We start from the raw sequence: 18,296 nt of genomic DNA on the forward strand, positions 1-18,296 counted from the left end.
ATACGAGGCCGCACGCAACAGGAGCGTATGACCGACGAGCGTCCCGCACGGGCCGGGTGGTTCGCCGACGTCGACCCCGGCAACGTCGACGCGGCCGCGGCGGCCGTCCGGGAGGGATCGGCCGACCGCCCCCGCGCGTGGCCGAGCGAGGCCGTGGCGGCGGGGTTCGCGGACGACGAAGACGCGTACTACGACGCGCTCCGGGCGGCGACCCTCCGGGCGACCCGCGAGGCCGTCGCCGAGCGCGAGCGCGCCGACGACCAGCAGCTGAAACACGCCGTCCGCGCGATGGACGACGTCGAGCGGACCGCGAACGAGCTCGCAGAGCGGCTCGCCGAGTGGGCCGGCTCCGTCGACCGCGACGTCCCCGCCGGGATCGACGGCGCGCGCGAGGTCGCCGCGTGGTCGCCCGAGACGCCCGCCGAGGAGCGGATCGTCTCACTGGCCGAGCACGTCGTCGACCTCGACGCCGAGCGCGCCGAGCTCCGGTCGTTCGTCGAGTCCCACGCGCCGGAGGCGGCGCCGAACCTCGCGGCGATGGCCGGCCCCGTCCTGGCGGCGCGGCTGATCTCGCTCGCGGGCGGCCTGGAGCCGCTGGCGAAGAAGCCCGCGGGGACGGTGCAGGTGCTCGGCGCCGAGGACGCGCTGTTCGCGCACCTCCGCGGCCGGGGCTCCTCGCCGAAGCACGGCGTCATCTTCACCCACGAGCACGTCCGCGGGACGCACCCCGAACACCGCGGGTCGGCCGCGCGCGCCTTCGCGGGCAAGCTCGCGCTCGCGGCGCGGATCGACCACTACTCGGGCGAGTACAAGCAGTCGGTCCACGACGACCTCGAAGACCGGATGGCGACGATCCGCGCGCGGGAGGGCGGCGATGAGTGACGCGCTCCCCGACGGCGTCCGTCGGCTGTCGATCGACGGCCGCGAGCGGCTCGCGACGCGCGGCGCCCCGGTCTACGGCGAGCCGCAGACGGACGAGGGCTGGCGCGCGTGGGACCCCGGCCGCTCGAAGCTCGGCGCGATGCTCGAACTCGGGATGGACCTCGGCCTCGACGGCGGCGAGCGCGTGCTCTACCTCGGCGCGGCGTCGGGGACGACCGTCTCCCACGTCGCCGACTTCGCGGGCCCGACCTACGCCGTCGAGTTCGCGCCGCGCCCGGCGCGCGACCTGGTCGGCGTCGCGGAGGACCGGGACAATCTCTTTCCCCTCCTGAAGGACGCCCGCGAGCCCGAGACGTACGCCCACGTCGTCGAGTCCGACCTCGACTGCCTGATCCAGGACGTCGCCACCCGCGGGCAGTCGACCGTCGCCGTCCGGAATCGACAGTTCCTCGCGCCCGACGGGCGGCTGCTCGCGGCGATCAAGGCGCGGAGCGAGGACGTCCTGGTGGACCCCTCGGAGGTCTTCGGCGACGTCCTCGACGAGCTCAGGGAGGGGTACCGAATCCTGGAGACCGAGCGGCTGGACCGCTTCCACGACGACCACCTCGCGGTCGTCGCCGAGCCGAAGTGACGCGGCGGGGCGAGGCGTCGGCCGGGCGGCCGCCCGCGACGCCGCCGTTTGGCGAAGCCTTCGCCGGAGCCCGCGACATATTTAGTCGGCGGCGCCAAACGACGGCCCGATGGACCTAGGGTCGGCTGACGCCTTCGACCGGATGGGCACGCTCGGCGTCGAAGAGGAGTTCTACATCGTCGACGAGCGCGGCCGCCCGGTCTCGGGCATCTCTGATCTCGTCTACGACCACCCGCCGACGGGCGTCCTCGAAGACCGCATCGACCACGAGCTGTTCCAGTTCACGATCGAGACCCAGACGCCGCTGATCGAGGACGTCGGCGCCGCGGGCGCCGTGATCCGCGAGGTCCGCGAGGCGCTCGTCGACCACGCGGACGCGCACGGCTACCGCATCGCCGCCGCGGGGCTCCACCCGACGGCGGAGTGGTACGAGGAAGACCACGCCACGAAGCCGCGGTACCAATCCCAACTGAACCGGATCCGGTACCCCCAACACCGGAACATCACCTCGGGACTCCACGTCCACGTCGGCGTCGACGACCCCGAAAAGGCGACCTGGATCGCGAACGAGCTCCGGTGGTACCTCCCGCCGGTGCTCGCGCTGTCGGTCAACTCTCCCTTCTGGTGCGGGTACGACACCGGCCTGGCCTCCGCCCGCGCGAAGATCTTCGAGGCGCTCCCCAACACGGGGATACCGACCCGCTTTTCGGACTTCGAGGCGTACCTCGACTTCGAGCGGCGGATGGTCGAACTCGGCTCGATCGAGGACCGGGGCGAACTCTGGTACGACGTCCGCCCGCACACCGGCCACGGGACCGTCGAGGTCCGGACGCCGGACGCCCAGACCGACCCCGCCGCGACGGCCGACTTCGTCGAGTACGTCCACGCGCTCGTGACGGACCTCGCCGCGCGCTACGAGGACGGCGAGTCCGGGACCGACGTCCGCCGGGAGATCCTCGATGCCAACAAGTGGCACGCGATGCGCTACGGCTACGACGCCGAGTTCATCACGCGGGACGCCGAAGACACCGTGACCCTCGCGGAGTTCGTCGCGGCCGAGACCGACCGCCTCGCGACCGACGCGCTCCGCCGCCGGTTCGACGCCGAGAGCGACGCCGCCCGGCAGCGACACCTCGTCGACGAGCGGGGGTTCGACGCGCTCTGTGAGTCGCTCTGTCTCGATTGAGAGCGGGCGCGAAGACGCCGCGAGAAAGGCTTTTGCCTCACGAGATCTGACCTCACGAGTAGAACACGATGTCCTCCGACGATCCACACGACGGCGACGACAGCACCGAGCGCGGAGCGGGCGATTCGGACGCCGAGCCCGAGGAGGGAACCGTCGACGTCGAGGTCGGCGACGTCGGCGGCGCCGCAGAGGCGGACGCGGACGGCGAGTCCCAGAGCGCGCGCGAGCGACTGGAGGCGGAGGCCGACCGCGCCGTCTCCGAGTTCGACGAGGGGATCGTCGACCTCTTGGCGTGGCTGCTCGACACGGAGACCCGCGCCCGGATCTACGTGTACCTCCGGAAGAACCCCCACTCCACGAGCGAGGAGGTCGCCGACGGGACGGGGCTGTATCCGAGCACCGTCCGCGAGGCGCTGGCGGAGCTCCACGACGAGAGCACGGTATCGCGGCGCAAGCGCGAGAGCGCGGGCGCCGGCAACAACCCCTACGAGTACACCGCGATCGCGCCGAGCGACCTGGTCCGCAGCGTCGCCGAACAGGTTCAATCGGAGCTGAACACGGTGTTCAATCTGGACCGACGGCTCGGCGGGTCCGACGAGGACGGCGGGACCGGCCCGGTCAGCATCACCGTGGGTGAGAGCGACGACGAGCCCGACCATTCGGAGACCGACGCCGACGGCGCCGACGACACGGATGACGCCGGCGATGCCGACGAGGCGTAGTCCCCAGACCGGCGCTCGACGTCGATCACCGGCCGTTTCGCGTCATTTTTAACGCTTCCCGGCGACGTGTCGCTAATGACCGGGCCTTGGACCGAGTGGGACCACGTGCTGAAAGTGGACCCGGACAAAGACCTCGTCGACGGAGAGACGTTCGAGGACGTCTGCCGGACGGGCACCGACGCCATCGAGATCGGGGGCACCCTCGACATCACGACCCAGAAGATGCAGAACGTCGTCGACGCCTGCGCGCGCTACGACGTGCCGCTCTACCAGGAGCCCTCGAACCCAGGCGTCGTCATCGAGTCCGAGGACCTCGACGGCTACCTCGTGCCCACCGTGTTCAACGCCGACTCCTCCTTTTGGGTCACCGGCGCGCACAAGGAGTGGGTCCGGATCGACGGCCCGCTCGACTGGGACCGCACCACGACCGAAGCCTACATCGTCCTCAACCCCGAGGCGTCGGTGGCGGAACTCACCGAGGCCGACACCGACCAGAGCGCCGAGGACGTCGCCTCCTTCGCGGCCGTCGCCGAGAAGATGTTCGGCCAGGAGATCGTCTACATCGAGTACTCGGGGACCTTCGGCGACCCCGAGAAGGTCGCCGCCGCCCGCGACGCCCTGGAGGAGTCGACGCTGTTCTACGGCGGCGGCATCGGCGACTACGACAGCGCCTACGAGATGGGCAAGCACGCCGACACCATCGTCGTCGGCGATCTCCTCCACGACGAGGGCGTCGACGCCGTCCGCGAGACCGTCGAAGGTGTGAAGGACGCCCACGCCGAGGCCGTCGTCGAGTAGCGCATCCTTTCCACTCGGCCAGTCGCGTTCGGCTGAATCAGCCGTCTGATCCTGCCTGCGTACTGACCGATCTCACACTGCCAAACTCATCCGTCTGTGAGAAAGATTCGGCACTGTTCGGCCATCCGGTCTGTGAACGCTTTTGAGATCTTTCCTTGGGGATTCGCCACAGCTCGGTGTTTGATGGTTCCGATAACCCACGGGGAGCAGTACGACGTCTTATCGGGGTCACGCCCTGCCTCCCAGTCGTCACCCACTTCGTAGTTCGCCGGCAGATCGCTCGTCGTGAGCGCTGCGCAGATGTACTCTTCACCCGGATAGGGCAGATTCTGGGCGGCGAGGACCAACCAGAGCCGGGGATTTGAACCCCTTCTAAACGGGTCGGGTGCCCAAAATACATCGCCCTTCTGGTAGGGCTCACTCACGTTCCTTACGGGGATCGACTGCGTGTTCCTGCCACTCGTCGTACGCCATCGGCTCGTCTTCGTAGCTCGCGGCGACGTCGTCTGTGTGAGCGGCTGCAGCGTCCAGACTCCGGACGTGATCGCTCACCCGCCAGTACACCCCTTTGTGATCAACCCGGCCAGTGTCGCGCAGCCGAGTGAGCGTCGGTCCGACTGATCCTTTGTTGATCCCGGTCGCTTCTGCGATCTCGCTTTGGGTGAACGCTTCCTCAGCGTGAGCTTCGAGGAACGAGAGTATCTCGTATGCGTTCGTCCCCGGCGTCGGGCCATCATCCGACTCCGTTATCGATTCGAACTGCTCGGCACTGATTGGCATCTCTACTGTACTATTTGTATTGAATGTATTAATTCGTTGGGCTGGCCGATCATTACTCGGTATCCGTGCCGACGAGCGGCCTTCGGCCGCGAGTCGGCGATTCTTTTTGGTCCAGCTTTTTGCAACGAGCGGTGTGCCTTCGGCGCACCCGAGTCAGCAAAAAGGTGGGATCGAATCGCCCGTTTTTAAGACCGGCCGGCCGGAAGGACGGTGTATGAACGGCAGAACGTACACGGCCGACGCCGAGCCGGGCGAGACGGTCACCGTCGCCGGCTGGGTCCACGAGGTCCGCGACCTCGGCGGCATCGCCTTCCTCATCCTCCGCGACAAGTCGGGCAAGATCCAGATCAAGCTCGAAGAGGACTCGATGGACGACGAGCTCGTCGAGACCGGTCTCGGCGTGGCGCGCGAGAGCGTCATCACCGTCACCGGATCGGTGAAGGAAGAGCCGCGCGCGCCGACCGACGTCGAGGTCGTTCCGGAGTCGATCGAGGTGCTCGCCGAGTCCGACACCGAGCTCCCGCTGGACCCCTCCGGGAAGGTCGACGCCGAGCTCTCGACGCGGCTCGACAACCGGACGCTCGACCTCCGGAAAGAAGAGGTAAAGGCGATCTTCGAGATCCGCTCGGAGATCCTTCGGTCCGTCCGCGACGCCTTCCGCGACCTCGGCTGCACGGAGATCAACACGCCGAAGATCGTCGCCACCGGGACCGAGGGCGGCACCGAGCTCTTCCCGATCACCTACTTCGGCGAGGAGGCGTTTATGAATCAGTCGCCGCAGCTGTTCAAGCAGCTGATGGTCGGCTCCGGCCTCGAACGCGTCTTCGAGATCGGCCCGATATTCCGCGCCGAAGAGCACAACACGCCGCGACACCTCAACGAGGCGACCTCGATCGACTTCGAGTCCGCCTTCGTCGACCACACCGAGGCGATGGACGCCTGCGAGCACGTCGTCAAGAGCGCCTACGAGGGCGTCGCCGAGAACTGCCAGTCGCAGCTCGAAACCCTCGGCCTCGGCGAGGAGTTCGAGGTCCCCGAGGGTGAGTTCCCGCGGCTCACCTACGAGGAGGCCATCGAGCGCATCAACGCCACGGGCGAACTCGACGAACAGCTCGTGTGGGGCGACGACCTCCCCACCGAGGGCGAGCGCGCGCTCGGCGACGACGTGGGCTCCCACTACTTCATCACCGACTGGCCCAGCGAGATCAAGCCGTTCTACATCAAGGACCACGACGACGACGAGCAGCTCTCGACGGGCTTCGACATGATGCACCCGCGGATGGAGCTTGTCTCCGGCGGCCAGCGTGAGCACCGCTACGACCACCTCGTCGCGGGCTTCGAGCAGCAGGGCCTCGACCCCGACCAGTTCGAGTACTACACCAAGATGTTCAAGTACGGGATGCCGCCGCACGCCGGCTGGGGCCTCGGCGGCGAGCGCCTCGTGATGACGATGCTCGGCCTGGACAACATCCGGGAAGCGGTGCTGTTCCCGCGCGATCGCCAACGTCTGAGCCCGTAGGCGAAGACTTGGCGAACCAACGAGACGAGCGAATGCGAGTCTCGTCAGACCGGCAGCGCCTGTCGCCGTAGGCGACGGCGCAACTACGAGTGCGGGAGTTCCTTCAGATACTACCGTCGTGATCTCTTGCGGCCTCGTCGATGAGAGAGAACGCCGTGTCTCGAAGCTCTCCGGTCAGGTGTAGCCCTTCGGAGTCGAGCGCTCGTACTATCGACTTGGCTTCGTCGGCGCCGATTCCCTCGCGGACGGCGCGTATCACGACTCCCAGCGTTCCCGTTACCGTCGCATCGAGCCCGTCGGCGACGGTTCTGACTCGGCGATCGTCGGAGACCACGCCGATCTCCCGTCCGCGGTCTCGTGCTCGGAGGACGTTCGCGATCAGTTCAACGTCGCCGTTTCGGTCTTCCTCCCCGAGAAGGTCAGCGGCGGGTGTCACGTAGCGCTCCGGAATCGCCCGCTGGAAACGGATCCGAACGACGTCGTCGAAACGACTGTTCTCGGATCTGTCACGGCCGCCTTCGTCCCCCTCGCCGAGTACCTGATCCACTCGGTATCGCGCTGGCTCGGTCGTCACCTCGTCGACGACCCGCGGAGTCGTGACGAGCGGGCCGTCGAGAGCCCCGAGGAGTCCGAGTTCACCGACGCTCCCTAGGGCAATGAGCGTCGTCGCGTCCAGATACGTCTCCATCTACAGCTCGGTCGCGCTCTCGGCATCGCGTTCGACGTCCTCCGGACGCAACTGCGTCGTCAGATTTCGCTCCCGCGCGATCTCCAGCCACTCCGCGAGCGAGACGCCGGCCAGGCGCGCGGCCTCGTTGACGGACACCGCCCCGGACTGATACCGCTCGGCCGCGATGCGGACGCGGATCGACCTGAGCCCCTCGTCGAGGGCCTTCCGGATCGTCGTGCTCTTGTCTTCGTCCAGTAGATCGGCCACTTCCTCCAGTTCTTCCCGTTCGTCGTCCGGGATCCGAGCGCTGATCGAGGGCACGTATACAACGTACTACAACGTATTCGTATTTCAACTTACGGGCGCGCGGCGTCCCGTCGCCATCCCGTTGAAACCGCGCCCGATTTAACGCGGCCCGCGCAATCGACACGCGATGACAGACGAGGCGACGGCGTTCGTGCCCGGCCACATCACCGGCTTCTTCAGCGCCCACCCCGCTGACGACCCGTCGGCCGCGGGCTCGCGCGGCGCCGGGATCACGCTGTCGCACGGCGTCGACGTCCGGGTCCGGCGCGGCGACGCCCGTGACGATCACGACGAGTCCGGGCCTGCGGTCGCGCTCAACGGCGACGCCGTCGAAATCGACGCCGTCGGCGCCGTCCTCCGCGAACTGGACGCGACCGATGCCGTCGTGACCGCCGAGACGCCGCTCCCGCTCGGTGCGGGCTTCGGCGTCTCCGGCGCGCTCGCGCTCGGGACCGCCTACGCCGTCAACGCGGTCTACGACGCCCGACAGACCGAGAACGGTCTGGTGGGGATCGCCCACCGCGCCGAGGTCGAGGCGGGCACCGGCCTCGGCGACGTGGTCGCGCAGGCCCGCGGGGGACTCCCGATCCGCCTCGATCCCGGCGGACCCGACCACGGCCGACTCGACGGCGTCCCGGCCAGCCCGCGCGTCGAGTACGTCACCTTCGGCTCGGTCTCGACCGAGGCCGTGCTCTCCGGCGACACGGACGCGCTCACCGCCGCGGGCGAGCGTGCGCTCGCGGATCTCCGGGAGGATCCCACGACCGAGCGCTTCGTCGCGCTCTCGCGACGCTTCGCCAGCGAGGCGGACCTCCTCACCGACCGCGTCGCCGAGGCCGTCGCGGACGTCCGGGACGCGGGCGGCGACGCCGCGATGGCGATGCTCGGCGACACGGTCTTCGCCTTCGGCGACGGCCTCTCGGCGGCCGGCTACGACCCCGCCGTCTGCTCGGTCCACGCCGCCGGCGCCACGCTGCGGTCCGAGTCGGACTGACGGCTCACCGGACCCCGACGAACCGTCCCGCTTTTCCCGTCACCTCCCGATTCCGGGCGTATGAGCGAGATCGACGTGCCCGAGAGTCACCCCCGATACCAGTCGCTGCTCACGCGACACCGGATCGAGGCGGGCGTCGAGAAGGGCATCACGAGCAAGCAGGGTCTGATCGCCGAGGGCCGCGGCGAGGCCTTCGACTACCTGCTGGGCGAGCGCACCATCGCGTCGGCCGACGAGGCCGCGCGGGCCGCGGCGGCGCTGTTGCTCCTCGCCGAGCGCCCGGTCCTCTCGGTGAACGGCAACGTCGCGGCGCTCGTGCCCGGCGAGATGATCGACCTCGCGGCCGCGGTCGGCGCCGACGTCGAAGTGAATCTCTTCAACCGAACCGACGAGCGGATGCGCGCGATCGTCGATCATCTCCGCGAGCACGGCGCCGACGACGCGGGCGTCCCGATCAAGGGCCTCGCCGCCGACGGGCGCATCCCCGGCCTCGACCACGAGCGCGCGACGGTCGACGCCGACGGTATCGGGAGCGCGGACGTCGTGCTCGTCCCCCTGGAGGACGGCGACCGCGCGGAGGCGCTCTCGGCGATGGGCAAGACCGAGATCGTGATCGACCTGAACCCCCTCTCGCGGTCGGCCCAGACCGCCGCGGTCCCGATCGTCGACAACATCCTCAGAGCGATCCCGAACATCACCGAACACGCCCGGGAACTGTCGGCCGCGTCCGACGAGGAACTGGAGCGGATCGTCCGGGAGTTCGACCCAGAGCGCGCGCTCGCGGCCGCCGAGGACGTGATCCGGTCTGGCGACCTCGACTGAGTCGCGACCGCTACTCCTGCAACTCGGCCTCTTTGAGCGCGTCGTTGAGGTCATCGCGGACGAACTCGCCCGTCTCCCTGTCCATCGCGGTCGTGACGATCCGGTTCTCCTGGACGCTCGATCCGTCGCGGAGCAGGAGTCGGACGTTGCCGTTGTCGTCGGCGCGGGTGACCTTCGCCCGCAGGCCCGTCCGGGAGCCGGTGCCGCCGGCGTCGATCGGCCCGGGGACGATCTTCTTCACGTGCGGGTGGTCGGCCACGACGCCGATCGCCCGCCGGCCGTCGCGGCCGCCGATGAGCGTCGAGTGCGACCCGCCGAGCTTCTCTCGCGGCGGCGTGTCGACGACCTCCAGCGAGCGGTCGCCGCGGCGTTCCAGCACGCGCTCGACGGGGTCGTCGCCGGCGATCCGGTAGAACTCGTGGTGCAGTTGCGCGCGGGCCTCCCGCAGCACGTCGCGGTCGCCGGCGGCGAAGACGGTCTCGGGGCGCTTGCGCCTGATGTCGTCGGCGACCTGGCCCGCGAAGTTCCGGAGTTCGACGACCTCGGCCTCGGGGTCGTCCTCGGGGAGGGTCGTCACCGTCGTCCGGCCGACGACGTCCTCGCCGTCGAGCATCGTCAGCTCCGCGCGGTCGCGCTCGAAGACGACCACGACGGCGTCGCAGTTGGCGGTGTCGCAGACCAGGCAGTAGTCGCCCGGGCGTTCGAGCGGGGTCCCGCACCGCCGGCAGTCCATAGCGGCAGGAGTCGACGCGAAAATAAAAGGACGGCTATCGAGGGCCGGAGCGGTCCTCTCGCCGGTCCGGGATTCGGCGGCGATTCAGAGATCCTGCGAGTCGACCTTCAGGTACTCCCGGAGCAGGACGGTCGCGTACGAGCCCGACGGAAGCGAAAACGAGAGGTCGTAGGCATCGGCGGGGCGTTCGATCTCGTCGCCGGCGTCGCTGTCGCCGACCGCGACCTCGACGCCCGTCCGCACGAACACCGCCCGCCGCGTCCCCGTCGAGTGGAACTCGCCCGGGAGGTCGAAGTCGCCCGGTTCGAGCCCGAGGTCGTCCAGCACCGCGCGCTCGATCTCGCCGGGTTCGCCGTCGGCGAGGTCGGTCTCGGTACCCACAAGCGGCGCCGTCACGAACGCCCGACCTCGCTCGCAGTGCCGGGTCATCACGTCGACGCGGCGCTCGGTCGCGACCTGCGTCCGGTTGGGATCAGGTCGGTAGAGCCCCTCCGGGGCGTCGGTGTCGGCGAAGCACACCACGTCGCCCTCGACGGGGCGCGCCAGCGGGAGCCCCCGCGAGAGGCGCTCGCTGACGATGCGGTTGAACGCGAAAGACTGCGCCGCGTTGACGAACAGCCGCTGGAGGTTCGTCGGGACCGCCTCCAGCGCGCGTCGCCAGTCGTCCGGCGACTCGGCGCCGTCCTCCCGCAGGCGGTGGATCATCGACCGCTCGAAGCGGAGCGCGCCGGGCATCCGCTCGATCGCTTCCGCCCAATCGGGATCGGCCGTCTCGGCCTGCTCGTCGACGAAGGTCCGGGCTTCCTGTGTCGCCTCGGGCTCGGCGTCGAAGGGGTTGCCGACGTAGGTCAGGACCGCCTCGCGCCACTCGCCGCGGGCGATGCGGAGGCCGACCTCGTGGGTGACGGGCCGGCGGCTCCCGAAGCGCTGGTGGCCGAAGTAGTTCGGTACCGCGACGTCGAGGGGGCTGGCTCGGTCCCCTCCGCTGTCCGAACCGCCCTCGAACGGCGCGTGCAGTTCGGCGGTGATCGCCTCCACCGACCCGATGTCGGCGTCGCGGACGCGGATCTCGAAGGCGTTCCCCGCCAGGTCGCCGAAGTGGAGCGCGCGCCCGACCCGGCCGAGCGCCTCGATCTCGGCGCCGTCGACGTCCGGGAGGTCGTCGGGGTCGATCTCGGCGAGGGAGAACAGCTGTGTCGTGACCGCGTGCTTGTCCTTCGTGCCCGCCCACGACACCCGCTCGCGGCTGATTCCGAGCGCGCCAGAGAGCCGGCGCGCGAAGTCGTTCGTGTCCCACTCCCGGAGCGTCGCGCGGACGAGCAGGTGGGGGTAGTCTCCGACGTCCGCCGACAGCGGCTCCGGACCGACGGTCTCCAGTTCCCGGACGCGAAAGTCCTCGGGGGTCGCGCGGAGCCGACCGCCGGTCCCGGCGGCGTCGCTCAGGTAGTACTCGATGCCGACGCGCCGTTCCCGCGGGTGTGCCTCGCGCATCCGATCGGGTTCGGGTTCCCGCTCGACGGTCAAGGCCGCTCCGGTTCGGCGCTCCCCCGATCGCCGATCGGCTCACCGCCGGCCGTCCGCCCGCTCGGCCCCGACCGCGTCCATCCCGGTGATCTCGAAGCGGGCTCCCCCCGATTCCGACTCGCAGACGGCGATCTCCCAGCCGTGGGCCTCGACCGCGGCGGCGACGATGTTCAGGCCGAAGCCCGTCCCGTCGTCGGCCGTGGTGTACCCGTGCTCGAAGATCCGGCCTCTATCCCCGGCCGGGATGCCCGGGCCGTCGTCGACGACGGCGACGCCCCCGCGGTCGAGCGGGGCGACGCGGACGCTGACGCCGCCGTCGCCGGCGTGTCGGAGCGCGTTCTCGAAGAGGTTCTCGAAGAGCCGGCCGAGCCGCCGCGCGTCGCCGACGACCGTCCCGAGCGAGCCCTCGATGCTGAACTCACAGCGCCCCACGTCGCCGCAGTCCGCGCCGGCCCGGTCGTCCTGGCACTCGCTGACGGCCGCCCAGGCGTCGGCGACGACCGCGTCGAGGTCGACGCTCTCGGGGTCGTCGATGCGGCGGCCGTCGCTGACGAGCGCGTGGACGTCGCCGACGATGTCGCGCATCCGGGCGTGGACCCGGTCGAGCCGGTCCAGGAACTCGCGGCCACCCTCGACCTCGGTCCTGAGGATGCCCGCCTGGGCCTCGGCCGCGTTCAGGGGGTTCCGGAGGTCGTGGACGAGCGTCTCCGCGAGGCGTTCGAGCCGGTGCTCGCGCTCGGCTCTCGCCGTGACGTCCCTGACGACGCACGCCAGGCACGCGCGGCCGTCGACGGCGGTCCGGGAGACGGTCGACTCCGCGGTGAAGGTCGTGCCGTCCGCCCGCCGGGCCCGCCAGCGGTACGTCCCGCTGCCGCCGTCTGCGGCGTCCCGCGCGGCCGCCGCCCGCGAGGCGGCCTCGCGCTCCGGGTCGTCGGCGTACGCCGCGGGGTCGAGGTCGCGGAACCGCTCGCAGGAGTAGCCGAAGACGTCGTCGACGCCGCCGGTCGCGTGACGGAGCGCGCCGCTCTCGGCGTCGTACAGCAGCACCGCGTCTCCGAGGTCGGAGGCGACCTGCGAGAACGCCGCTGCCGCGTCCGATCCCGCGGGGTCCTTCATCACGTCGTTCTCCGTCGGGAGAGTTGGTAAGTGGTTCGGCCGTTTGTCGCCTCGGCCGCTCCGCCGGCCGCTCTGGGCCGCCGTTCAGTACAGCGAGAGGTCGCCCGTCACGCGGTCGACATCGTCGTCGGCGGCCGGGCCGACCGCCAGACAGGTCACGGTTCCGGGGTCGAGCTGGGTGTGGCCGGCGTCGCGGACGACGGCGTTCGGCAGGCCCAGCCGCTCGGCCTCGTCGGCGAGGCGGAACAGCGTCTCCTCGCCGTCGGCCTTGAGGACGACCTTCTTCTGCCCCTCGCCCTTCCAGCGCTTCCGGGTCCGGTCGTCGGTGTCCTCGTACGCCGACAGCGACGCGTGGGCGACCTGTGCGGCCAGCTTCCCGCGGCCCATCCCGAGGTCGGTCCGGGCGACGATGGCCTGCTTCATACGCGGGGATGTCGGTCGCGCGGCTATATACTGTCGGTACTCGACGCGCTCCGGCAACGGATGGCTTTACGTCCCTCGCTCACGGTACCCCGGACAATGATACTCTCGGACGACGACATCCTCGCGCGCCTGGAGGCCGGCGATCTCGTCGTCGAGCCCATCGACGACCTCGATATGCAGGTCCAGCCGGCCAGCCTCGATCTGCGCCTCGGCGAGGAATTCCTGGAGTTCCAGCGCACGAACATCTCCTGTATCCACCCCAACCGGGAGTCCGAAGTCTCCGAGTACGTCACCGAGACGCGGGTCCCCGAGGGCGAGGAGTTCATCCTCCACCCGGGCGATTTCGTCCTCGGGACGACTAAAGAGCGCGTCGAGATCCCCCCCGATCTCCTGGCGAGCGTCGAGGGCCGCTCGTCGCTCGGCCGGCTGGCGGTCGTGATCCACGCCACTGCCGGCATCGTCGACCCGGGCTACGAGGGCCAGATCACGCTGGAGCTCTCGAACCTGGGCACCGCGCCGGTCGCGCTCACGCCCGGGATGCGCGTCTCACAGCTCATCTTCACCGAACTGAAACAGCCCGCGGCGCGCCCCTACGGCGTCGAGCGCGGCTCGAAGTACCAGGGCCAGTCGGGCCCGCAGGCCTCGCGGATCGGCGCCGACCCCGAGTTCGCGGCCGGCGGCGACGGTGACGAGGCCGGGACCGCTCCCGACGCCCGCAACGCCCCCGACTCAGAGCCACGATGAGATTCATCGAGGAGGTCGTCGTCGACGAGTTCCTCCCCACCTTTCGGTCGATGCTGGCCGAGGCGCTCCGCGAGCGCGGCCTCACCCAACACGAGGTCGCCGAGGCGCTCGGCATCAGCCAGAGCGCCGTCTCGAAGTACGCCCACGGCGACGTGAGCCGGCGCGAGGAGGTCCTCGACGACGAGCGCGTGCAGGACTTGGTCGAGCGCGTCGCCGACGGCCTCGCGACCGGCGATATGAGCCGCGTGCAGGCGCTCGTCGAGGCCGAGGTCCTGATCCGCCGGCTGGAGGCCGGCGACCTCCTCGCGAGGCTCCACGAGGAGGCGATGCCCGAACTCGCCGACTACGAGGGCTACGAGCGGATCCACGACCCCGAGAGCGGCCTGCGGACGAGCGAGCAGGTCCGCTCGTCGGTCCGGCGGGCGCTCCGCCGACTCACGAACGCCAGCGGCTTCGCCGGCCTGATCCCGAACGTCGGCTCGAACCTCGTGGAGTGCCTCCCCGACGCGGCGACCGTCGACGACGTCGCGGGCGTGCCCGGCCGGATCTTCGACGTGAAGGGCCGCGCCACGGTCCCCGGCGACCCGGAGTTCGGCGTCTCCGAGCACGTCGCGAGCGTGCTTCTCTCGGCCCGCGAGGCCGGTCGCGACGTCCACGCCGCCGTCAACATCCGCTACGATCCGGACCTCGTCGCCGACCTCGACGCCGCGGGCTACGACTGTATCGAGTTCGACGCCGACGCGCCCGCGGACCCGATCCGGGAGGCGCTCGCCGACCGCGAGGGTCTCTCGGACACCTTCGTCTGCTACCAGACCGGCGGGTACGGCATCGAGCCGATCACCTACGTGCTCGGCCCCGACGCCGACGCGGTCGTCACCGCGGTTAAGGCGCTCCTCGATCGGTGACGCTCGCCGCGTCGCGGCCGGGTCCGAGCCGGCGGTCGTGCGCGACCCGCGGCAGGTGGCGAACGACTTAGGCCCGTTCGGGTGCAAGGTCCAGTACCGATGAATATGCTCGTCGACGGCGAGTGGCGCACCGACGCCTACGAGGCGACGAACGAGGACGGAGAGTTCGACAGGGACGAGACGTCCTTCCGCGACCGGATCCAGGACGACCCCGACGCGGAGTTCCCCGCCGAGTCCGGCCGCTACCACGTCTACATCTCCCGGGCGTGCCCGTGGGCCCACCGCGTGGCGATGACCCGGCGGCTGCTCGGCCTCGAAGACGACATCACCCTCTCGATCGTCGAGCCCGAGCGGTACAACGACGGCTGGGAGTTCTCCGAGGAGTACCCCGATCCGCTCTACGGCGCGGAGTACCTCCGGGACATCTACGTCCGCGCCGACGCCGACTTCACGGGGCGCGTGACGGTCCCGGTGCTCTGGGACAAGGAAGCAGAGACCATCGTCAACAACGAGTCCCGCGAGATTATGCGGATGCTCAGCACGGAGTTCGACGACCGGAACGACGTCGACCTCCTGCCGGAGGGCCGCGAGGACGAGATCGACGACATCATCGACGACGTCTACGAGTCGATCAACAACGGCGTCTACCGCGCGGGCTTCGCCGACGCCCAGGACGCCTACGAGCGGGCCGTCGACGACCTCTTCGACGCCTTGGACCACTGGGAGGAGGTCTTCGACGACCAGCGCTTCCTCGCGGGCGAGGTCTTCACCGAGGCAGACATCGCGATGTTCGCGACGCTCGTCCGCTTCGACCACGTCTACCACACCCACTTCAAGTGCAACCGCCGCGCGATCCACGAGTACCCGAACCTCTGGAACTACACGAAGGAGGTCTACCAGCTGGGCGACATCTCCGAGACGGTGAACGTCGACCACATCACGCGCCACTACTACAAGAGCCACGGCGACATCAACCCCAAGCGGCTCGTCCCGACCGGCCCCGACATCGACTTCTCGGCGCCGCACAACCGCGACCGCCTGCCGGCCGATCTGCCCGCTGAACTCCGCGGGGACGCCGCCGTCGCCGACGACTGAATCTCCTCCTACCTCGCTCCCGACGCGTCGCCTTCTTATCCGCGCCCTCCGTCCGTGCCCGTATGACAGACAGCGATCCGGCGACGTCCGAGCGGCCGGCCTCGGAGACGACGCCGGAGCAGACCCGACGCGAGACGCCCGGCGGCGGCGTCCGCCCGACCGCCGATTCGATCGAGCCGGCCGCGCCCGCGGAGTTCGGCCTGGTCCAGGCCTGGTGGGGCGGCGGCAAGGGCAAGACCACGGCCGCGCTCGGGATGGCCTTCCGGGCCGCGGGCCACGGCTACCGCGTCCACGTCCTGCAGTTCCTGAAGGGCGGCGCCGACTCCGTCGAGGGCGTCCGCGGCGAGTACAACGCCATCGCGGCGGTCCCGGGGATCTCCTACGAGAACACCGGCCACTACGGCTGGCACGGCCTGCTCGACGGCTCTGACGACGACGAACACCTGGCGAAGGCCCGCGGCGCGCTCGCTCGCGCCGAGGAGATCCTCTCGGGCGCCGCCGACGCGGACCTGACCGAGCCGCTCGACCTCGACGGGGACCTGACGGACGGCGTCCACCTGCTCGTCCTCGACGAGGTGCTCTACGCGGTCGACCAGGGACTCCTCGACGAATCGGACATCCTCGATCTCCTGGAGCAAAAGCCCGACAGTTTGGAACTGGTCCTGACCGGGAGCCACACCGAACCGACGTACCTCCTCGATTCCGCCGACCTCGTGACAGAAGTGCGGAAGGTGAAACACCCCTTCGATCGGGGAGTCCGCGCGCGGAAGGGCACCGAGTACTGAGCGATGGTCGACGATCCCGACGACCCAGACGACGCGACGGGCGGGGACGCGGCCGAGACGATCCTCGTCGCGGGTACGGCGAGCCACGTCGGCAAGAGCACCGTCGCCGCGGGGCTCTGCCGCCGACTCGCGGACGCCGGCGTCGACGTCGCGCCGTTCAAGGCGCAGAATATGAGCAACGAGGCGCGCGCGGTCCTCCGGCCGGAGGCGGTCCGCGGCGGCGATAGTGGGACGTCGCGGACGGGCGCCCCTGACCGCGAGGATCCGGTCTTCGGCGAGATCGGCGTCTCGCAGTACGTCCAGGCGCGCGCGGCGGGCGTCCGGCCGACGACCGACCACAACCCCGTCCTCCTGAAGCCCCGCGGCGAGGGCGAGTCTCAGCTCGTCGTCGACGGCGTCGCGGTCGGTCACTACGCCGCCGGCGACTACTACGACGAGCACTGGTCCGATGCTCGGGCGGCCGCCGAAGCGGCCCACGCGCGCCTCGCGGCCGCCCACGACGTCGTCGTCGCCGAGGGCGCGGGCTCGATCGCGGAGATCAACTTCCACGACCGGGACCTCGCGAACGTCGAGACCGCGCGCTTCGCCGACGCCCGGATTCTGCTCGTCGCGGACATCGAGCGCGGCGGCGTCTTCGCCTCGATCGTCGGGACGCTCGAACTCCTCCCCGACGACGTCCGCGAGCGCGTCGCCGGCGTCGCCATCACCAAATTCAGGGGCGACCGCTCGCTCCTCGACCCTGGGATCGAGGCCGTAGAGGAGCGGACCGGCGTTCCCGTTCTCGCGGTGCTGCCCTACGACGACCCCGGACTCCCCGACGAGGACAGCGTCTCCCTCCCCGCCCCGGACGAGCGCGAGGTCCGCGGCGCCGACGACGGCGTTCCGGACTCCCGATCCGTTACCGTCGCCGTCCCCCGCCTCCCGCGGGCGTCGAACACGGCCGACGTCGACCCGCTCGCCGACACCCCGGGCGTTCGGGTTGCCTTCGTCCCCCTTGACGCCCCGCTCTCCGATGCCGATGCGGTCGTCCTCACCGGCACGAAGAACACCGCCGACGACCTCCGGGCGGCCCGTGAGGCCGGCCTCCACGAGCGACTGCGGGACTTCGGCGGCCCGGTCGTCGGCCTCTGCGGCGGCTACCAGCTCCTCGGCGAGCGCCTCGTCGACGCCGACGTCGAGGGCGTCGGCGCGGAAGCGACGGTCGAGGGCCTCGGGCTCCTGCCGGTCGAGACCGCGTTCTCGGAGGCGAAGCGCGTCGCGCCCGCCGAGTGGACGATAGACGGCTGCGCTCCGCTCGCGGGCGTCTCGGGCGTCGTCGAGGGATACGAGATCCACGCCGGCGAGACGCGCGTATCGGGCGCGGCGGCCGATTCCATCGAGACGCCGTTTTCGGCTCCCGACCGTGAGCCCGTGACGCTCGGCGCCGCCGCGGGCGACGTCCTCGGCACGTACCTCCACGGACTCTTCGAGAACGACGCGGCGCGCGAGGCGTTCGTGGATACCGTCTTCGAGCGCGCCGGTGTCCCGCGTCCGAGCGAGCGGCCGTCCGCGGACAGGAGCGATCGAGACCCGTACGCGCGCGCCGCCGACCTCGTCGCGTCGGTTCCGCTCGATCCGCTCCTCGCCGCGTCGCCGTCGGAGAATCAGCGCTGAGACGCGGA

Annotated in this window: 21 protein-coding genes; 13 read left to right on the plus strand and 8 right to left on the minus strand. The window is 70.3% G+C overall.

Features of this window, described 5'->3' with window-relative positions; translation table 11 throughout:
* Positions 1-27 precede the first annotated feature (27 nt).
* The 5 genes from OS889_RS04565 (at position 28) to OS889_RS04585 (ending at position 4,219) form a co-directional block, all read left to right on the plus strand.
* Complete coding sequence (locus tag OS889_RS04565; protein WP_372387695.1) at positions 28-882, plus strand: NOP5/NOP56 family protein; 855 nt, start codon at positions 28-30, stop codon at positions 880-882.
* On the plus strand, positions 875-1,513 hold the full coding sequence (locus OS889_RS04570; RefSeq protein ID WP_372387697.1) for a fibrillarin-like rRNA/tRNA 2'-O-methyltransferase: 639 nt from the start codon (positions 875-877) through the stop codon (positions 1,511-1,513). Before OS889_RS04565 ends, OS889_RS04570 begins: the two co-directional genes overlap by 8 nt.
* Before the next feature lie 109 nt (positions 1,514-1,622).
* Positions 1,623-2,699 carry a glutamate--cysteine ligase gene (locus OS889_RS04575; protein WP_372387699.1) on the plus strand — a complete coding sequence of 359 codons (1,077 nt, stop codon included), beginning with the start codon at positions 1,623-1,625 and terminating at the stop codon, positions 2,697-2,699.
* A gap of 68 nt (positions 2,700-2,767) precedes the next feature.
* On the plus strand, positions 2,768-3,421 hold the full coding sequence (locus tag OS889_RS04580) for a winged helix-turn-helix transcriptional regulator (RefSeq protein WP_372387701.1): 654 nt from the start codon (positions 2,768-2,770) through the stop codon (positions 3,419-3,421).
* A gap of 75 nt (positions 3,422-3,496) precedes the next feature.
* On the plus strand, positions 3,497-4,219 hold the full coding sequence (locus OS889_RS04585; protein WP_372387702.1) for a phosphoglycerol geranylgeranyltransferase: 723 nt from the start codon (positions 3,497-3,499) through the stop codon (positions 4,217-4,219).
* Between the two features lie 86 nt (positions 4,220-4,305).
* Here the strand turns inward: OS889_RS04585 and OS889_RS04590 are convergent, their stop codons facing one another.
* Together OS889_RS04590 and OS889_RS04595 are read right to left on the minus strand one after the other, a co-directional pair.
* A complete protein-coding gene (locus tag OS889_RS04590; RefSeq protein WP_372387704.1) occupies positions 4,306-4,644 on the minus strand; it encodes a hypothetical protein in 339 nt (112 codons plus the stop codon).
* Positions 4,637-4,999 (minus strand): winged helix-turn-helix domain-containing protein, encoded by a 363-nt coding sequence (locus tag OS889_RS04595; RefSeq protein ID WP_372387706.1) that lies wholly within the window; start codon positions 4,997-4,999, stop codon positions 4,637-4,639. The genes OS889_RS04590 and OS889_RS04595 overlap by 8 nt, the downstream gene beginning before the upstream one ends.
* A gap of 214 nt (positions 5,000-5,213) precedes the next feature.
* Here OS889_RS04595 and aspS point away from each other — a divergent pair, with 214 nt between their 5' ends.
* A complete protein-coding gene (gene aspS / locus OS889_RS04600) occupies positions 5,214-6,518 on the plus strand; it encodes an aspartate--tRNA(Asn) ligase (protein ID WP_372387707.1) in 1,305 nt (434 codons plus the stop codon).
* Positions 6,519-6,621: 103 nt separating this feature from the next.
* Here the strand turns inward: aspS and OS889_RS04605 are convergent, their stop codons facing one another.
* Positions 6,622-7,206, minus strand: a complete 585-nt coding sequence (locus OS889_RS04605) for a PIN domain-containing protein (RefSeq protein WP_372387709.1) — start codon at positions 7,204-7,206, stop codon at positions 6,622-6,624.
* Positions 7,207-7,509: a UPF0175 family protein gene (locus tag OS889_RS04610; RefSeq protein ID WP_372387711.1), complete on the minus strand. Its 303-nt coding sequence runs from the start codon at positions 7,507-7,509 to the stop codon at positions 7,207-7,209.
* 112 nt (positions 7,510-7,621) lie between these two features.
* Between OS889_RS04610 and OS889_RS04615 the strand changes: the two genes are divergently transcribed.
* Together OS889_RS04615 and OS889_RS04620 are read left to right on the plus strand one after the other, a co-directional pair.
* Positions 7,622-8,488, plus strand: a complete 867-nt coding sequence (locus tag OS889_RS04615) for a pantoate kinase (RefSeq protein ID WP_372387713.1) — start codon at positions 7,622-7,624, stop codon at positions 8,486-8,488.
* A gap of 60 nt (positions 8,489-8,548) precedes the next feature.
* Positions 8,549-9,310, plus strand: coding sequence for a 4-phosphopantoate--beta-alanine ligase (locus OS889_RS04620; protein WP_372387715.1), 762 nt, complete (start codon positions 8,549-8,551; stop codon positions 9,308-9,310).
* A 10-nt stretch (positions 9,311-9,320) separates the two neighbouring features.
* Here OS889_RS04620 and OS889_RS04625 read toward each other — a convergent pair whose 3' ends face one another.
* The 4 genes from OS889_RS04625 to pth2 form a co-directional block, all read right to left on the minus strand.
* Positions 9,321-10,043, minus strand: a complete 723-nt coding sequence (locus tag OS889_RS04625) for a DUF2103 domain-containing protein (protein WP_372387716.1) — start codon at positions 10,041-10,043, stop codon at positions 9,321-9,323.
* Between the two features lie 84 nt (positions 10,044-10,127).
* The gene (truD, locus tag OS889_RS04630) at positions 10,128-11,534 is read right to left on the minus strand and encodes a tRNA pseudouridine(13) synthase TruD (protein ID WP_372387718.1); all 1,407 of its coding nucleotides are present in this window, start codon (positions 11,532-11,534) and stop codon (positions 10,128-10,130) included.
* Positions 11,535-11,606: 72 nt separating this feature from the next.
* Positions 11,607-12,683, minus strand: a complete 1,077-nt coding sequence (locus tag OS889_RS04635) for a PAS domain-containing sensor histidine kinase (RefSeq protein WP_372387720.1) — start codon at positions 12,681-12,683, stop codon at positions 11,607-11,609.
* Positions 12,684-12,767: 84 nt separating this feature from the next.
* Entirely contained in the window at positions 12,768-13,106 is a 339-nt protein-coding gene (gene pth2, locus OS889_RS04640; RefSeq protein WP_372387722.1) for a peptidyl-tRNA hydrolase Pth2, read from the minus strand.
* Between the two features lie 96 nt (positions 13,107-13,202).
* On the opposite strand from pth2, the gene dcd reads away from it, so the two are divergent.
* The 5 genes from dcd to OS889_RS04665 all read left to right on the plus strand — a co-directional run bounded on the left by dcd (position 13,203) and on the right by OS889_RS04665 (position 18,288).
* Positions 13,203-13,850 (plus strand): dCTP deaminase, encoded by a 648-nt coding sequence (gene dcd, locus OS889_RS04645; RefSeq protein ID WP_372387724.1) that lies wholly within the window; start codon positions 13,203-13,205, stop codon positions 13,848-13,850.
* Positions 13,847-14,755, plus strand: a complete 909-nt coding sequence (locus tag OS889_RS04650; RefSeq protein ID WP_372387726.1) for a thiamine-phosphate synthase family protein — start codon at positions 13,847-13,849, stop codon at positions 14,753-14,755. The genes dcd and OS889_RS04650 overlap by 4 nt, the downstream gene beginning before the upstream one ends.
* 99 nt (positions 14,756-14,854) lie before the next feature.
* A complete protein-coding gene (locus OS889_RS04655; RefSeq protein WP_372387728.1) occupies positions 14,855-15,850 on the plus strand; it encodes a glutathione S-transferase family protein in 996 nt (331 codons plus the stop codon).
* Between the two features lie 62 nt (positions 15,851-15,912).
* Positions 15,913-16,635: a cob(I)yrinic acid a,c-diamide adenosyltransferase gene (locus tag OS889_RS04660; protein ID WP_372387730.1), complete on the plus strand. Its 723-nt coding sequence runs from the start codon at positions 15,913-15,915 to the stop codon at positions 16,633-16,635.
* 3 nt (positions 16,636-16,638) lie between these two features.
* The gene (locus OS889_RS04665) at positions 16,639-18,288 is read left to right on the plus strand and encodes a cobyric acid synthase (RefSeq protein ID WP_372387732.1); all 1,650 of its coding nucleotides are present in this window, start codon (positions 16,639-16,641) and stop codon (positions 18,286-18,288) included.
* The last annotated feature ends 8 nt before the right edge of the window (positions 18,289-18,296 follow it).

Source organism: Halobellus sp. MBLA0158, from assembly GCF_041477585.1.
Taxonomy (GTDB): Archaea; Halobacteriota; Halobacteria; order Halobacteriales; family Haloferacaceae; genus Haloquadratum; species Haloquadratum rubicundus.

What these genes read in the sequence shown, in the direction of transcription:
- OS889_RS04565 (WP_372387695.1), top strand. Translation starts at nt 28, where the DNA reads ATGACCGACGAGCGTCCCGCACGGGCCGGGTGGTTCGCCGACGTCGAC.
- OS889_RS04570 (WP_372387697.1), top strand. Translation starts at nt 875, where the DNA reads ATGAGTGACGCGCTCCCCGACGGCGTCCGTCGGCTGTCGATCGACGGC.
- OS889_RS04575 (WP_372387699.1), top strand. Translation starts at nt 1,623, where the DNA reads ATGGACCTAGGGTCGGCTGACGCCTTCGACCGGATGGGCACGCTCGGC.
- OS889_RS04580 (WP_372387701.1), top strand. Translation starts at nt 2,768, where the DNA reads ATGTCCTCCGACGATCCACACGACGGCGACGACAGCACCGAGCGCGGA.
- OS889_RS04585 (WP_372387702.1), top strand. Translation starts at nt 3,497, where the DNA reads ATGACCGGGCCTTGGACCGAGTGGGACCACGTGCTGAAAGTGGACCCG.
- OS889_RS04595 (WP_372387706.1), bottom strand. Translation starts at nt 4,999, where the DNA reads ATGCCAATCAGTGCCGAGCAGTTCGAATCGATAACGGAGTCGGATGAT.
- aspS (WP_372387707.1), top strand. Translation starts at nt 5,214, where the DNA reads ATGAACGGCAGAACGTACACGGCCGACGCCGAGCCGGGCGAGACGGTC.
- OS889_RS04605 (WP_372387709.1), bottom strand. Translation starts at nt 7,206, where the DNA reads ATGGAGACGTATCTGGACGCGACGACGCTCATTGCCCTAGGGAGCGTC.
- OS889_RS04615 (WP_372387713.1), top strand. Translation starts at nt 7,622, where the DNA reads ATGACAGACGAGGCGACGGCGTTCGTGCCCGGCCACATCACCGGCTTC.
- OS889_RS04620 (WP_372387715.1), top strand. Translation starts at nt 8,549, where the DNA reads ATGAGCGAGATCGACGTGCCCGAGAGTCACCCCCGATACCAGTCGCTG.
- OS889_RS04625 (WP_372387716.1), bottom strand. Translation starts at nt 10,043, where the DNA reads ATGGACTGCCGGCGGTGCGGGACCCCGCTCGAACGCCCGGGCGACTAC.
- truD (WP_372387718.1), bottom strand. Translation starts at nt 11,534, where the DNA reads ATGCGCGAGGCACACCCGCGGGAACGGCGCGTCGGCATCGAGTACTAC.
- OS889_RS04635 (WP_372387720.1), bottom strand. Translation starts at nt 12,683, where the DNA reads ATGAAGGACCCCGCGGGATCGGACGCGGCAGCGGCGTTCTCGCAGGTC.
- pth2 (WP_372387722.1), bottom strand. Translation starts at nt 13,106, where the DNA reads ATGAAGCAGGCCATCGTCGCCCGGACCGACCTCGGGATGGGCCGCGGG.
- dcd (WP_372387724.1), top strand. Translation starts at nt 13,203, where the DNA reads ATGATACTCTCGGACGACGACATCCTCGCGCGCCTGGAGGCCGGCGAT.
- OS889_RS04650 (WP_372387726.1), top strand. Translation starts at nt 13,847, where the DNA reads ATGAGATTCATCGAGGAGGTCGTCGTCGACGAGTTCCTCCCCACCTTT.
- OS889_RS04655 (WP_372387728.1), top strand. Translation starts at nt 14,855, where the DNA reads ATGAATATGCTCGTCGACGGCGAGTGGCGCACCGACGCCTACGAGGCG.
- OS889_RS04660 (WP_372387730.1), top strand. Translation starts at nt 15,913, where the DNA reads ATGACAGACAGCGATCCGGCGACGTCCGAGCGGCCGGCCTCGGAGACG.
- OS889_RS04665 (WP_372387732.1), top strand. Translation starts at nt 16,639, where the DNA reads ATGGTCGACGATCCCGACGACCCAGACGACGCGACGGGCGGGGACGCG.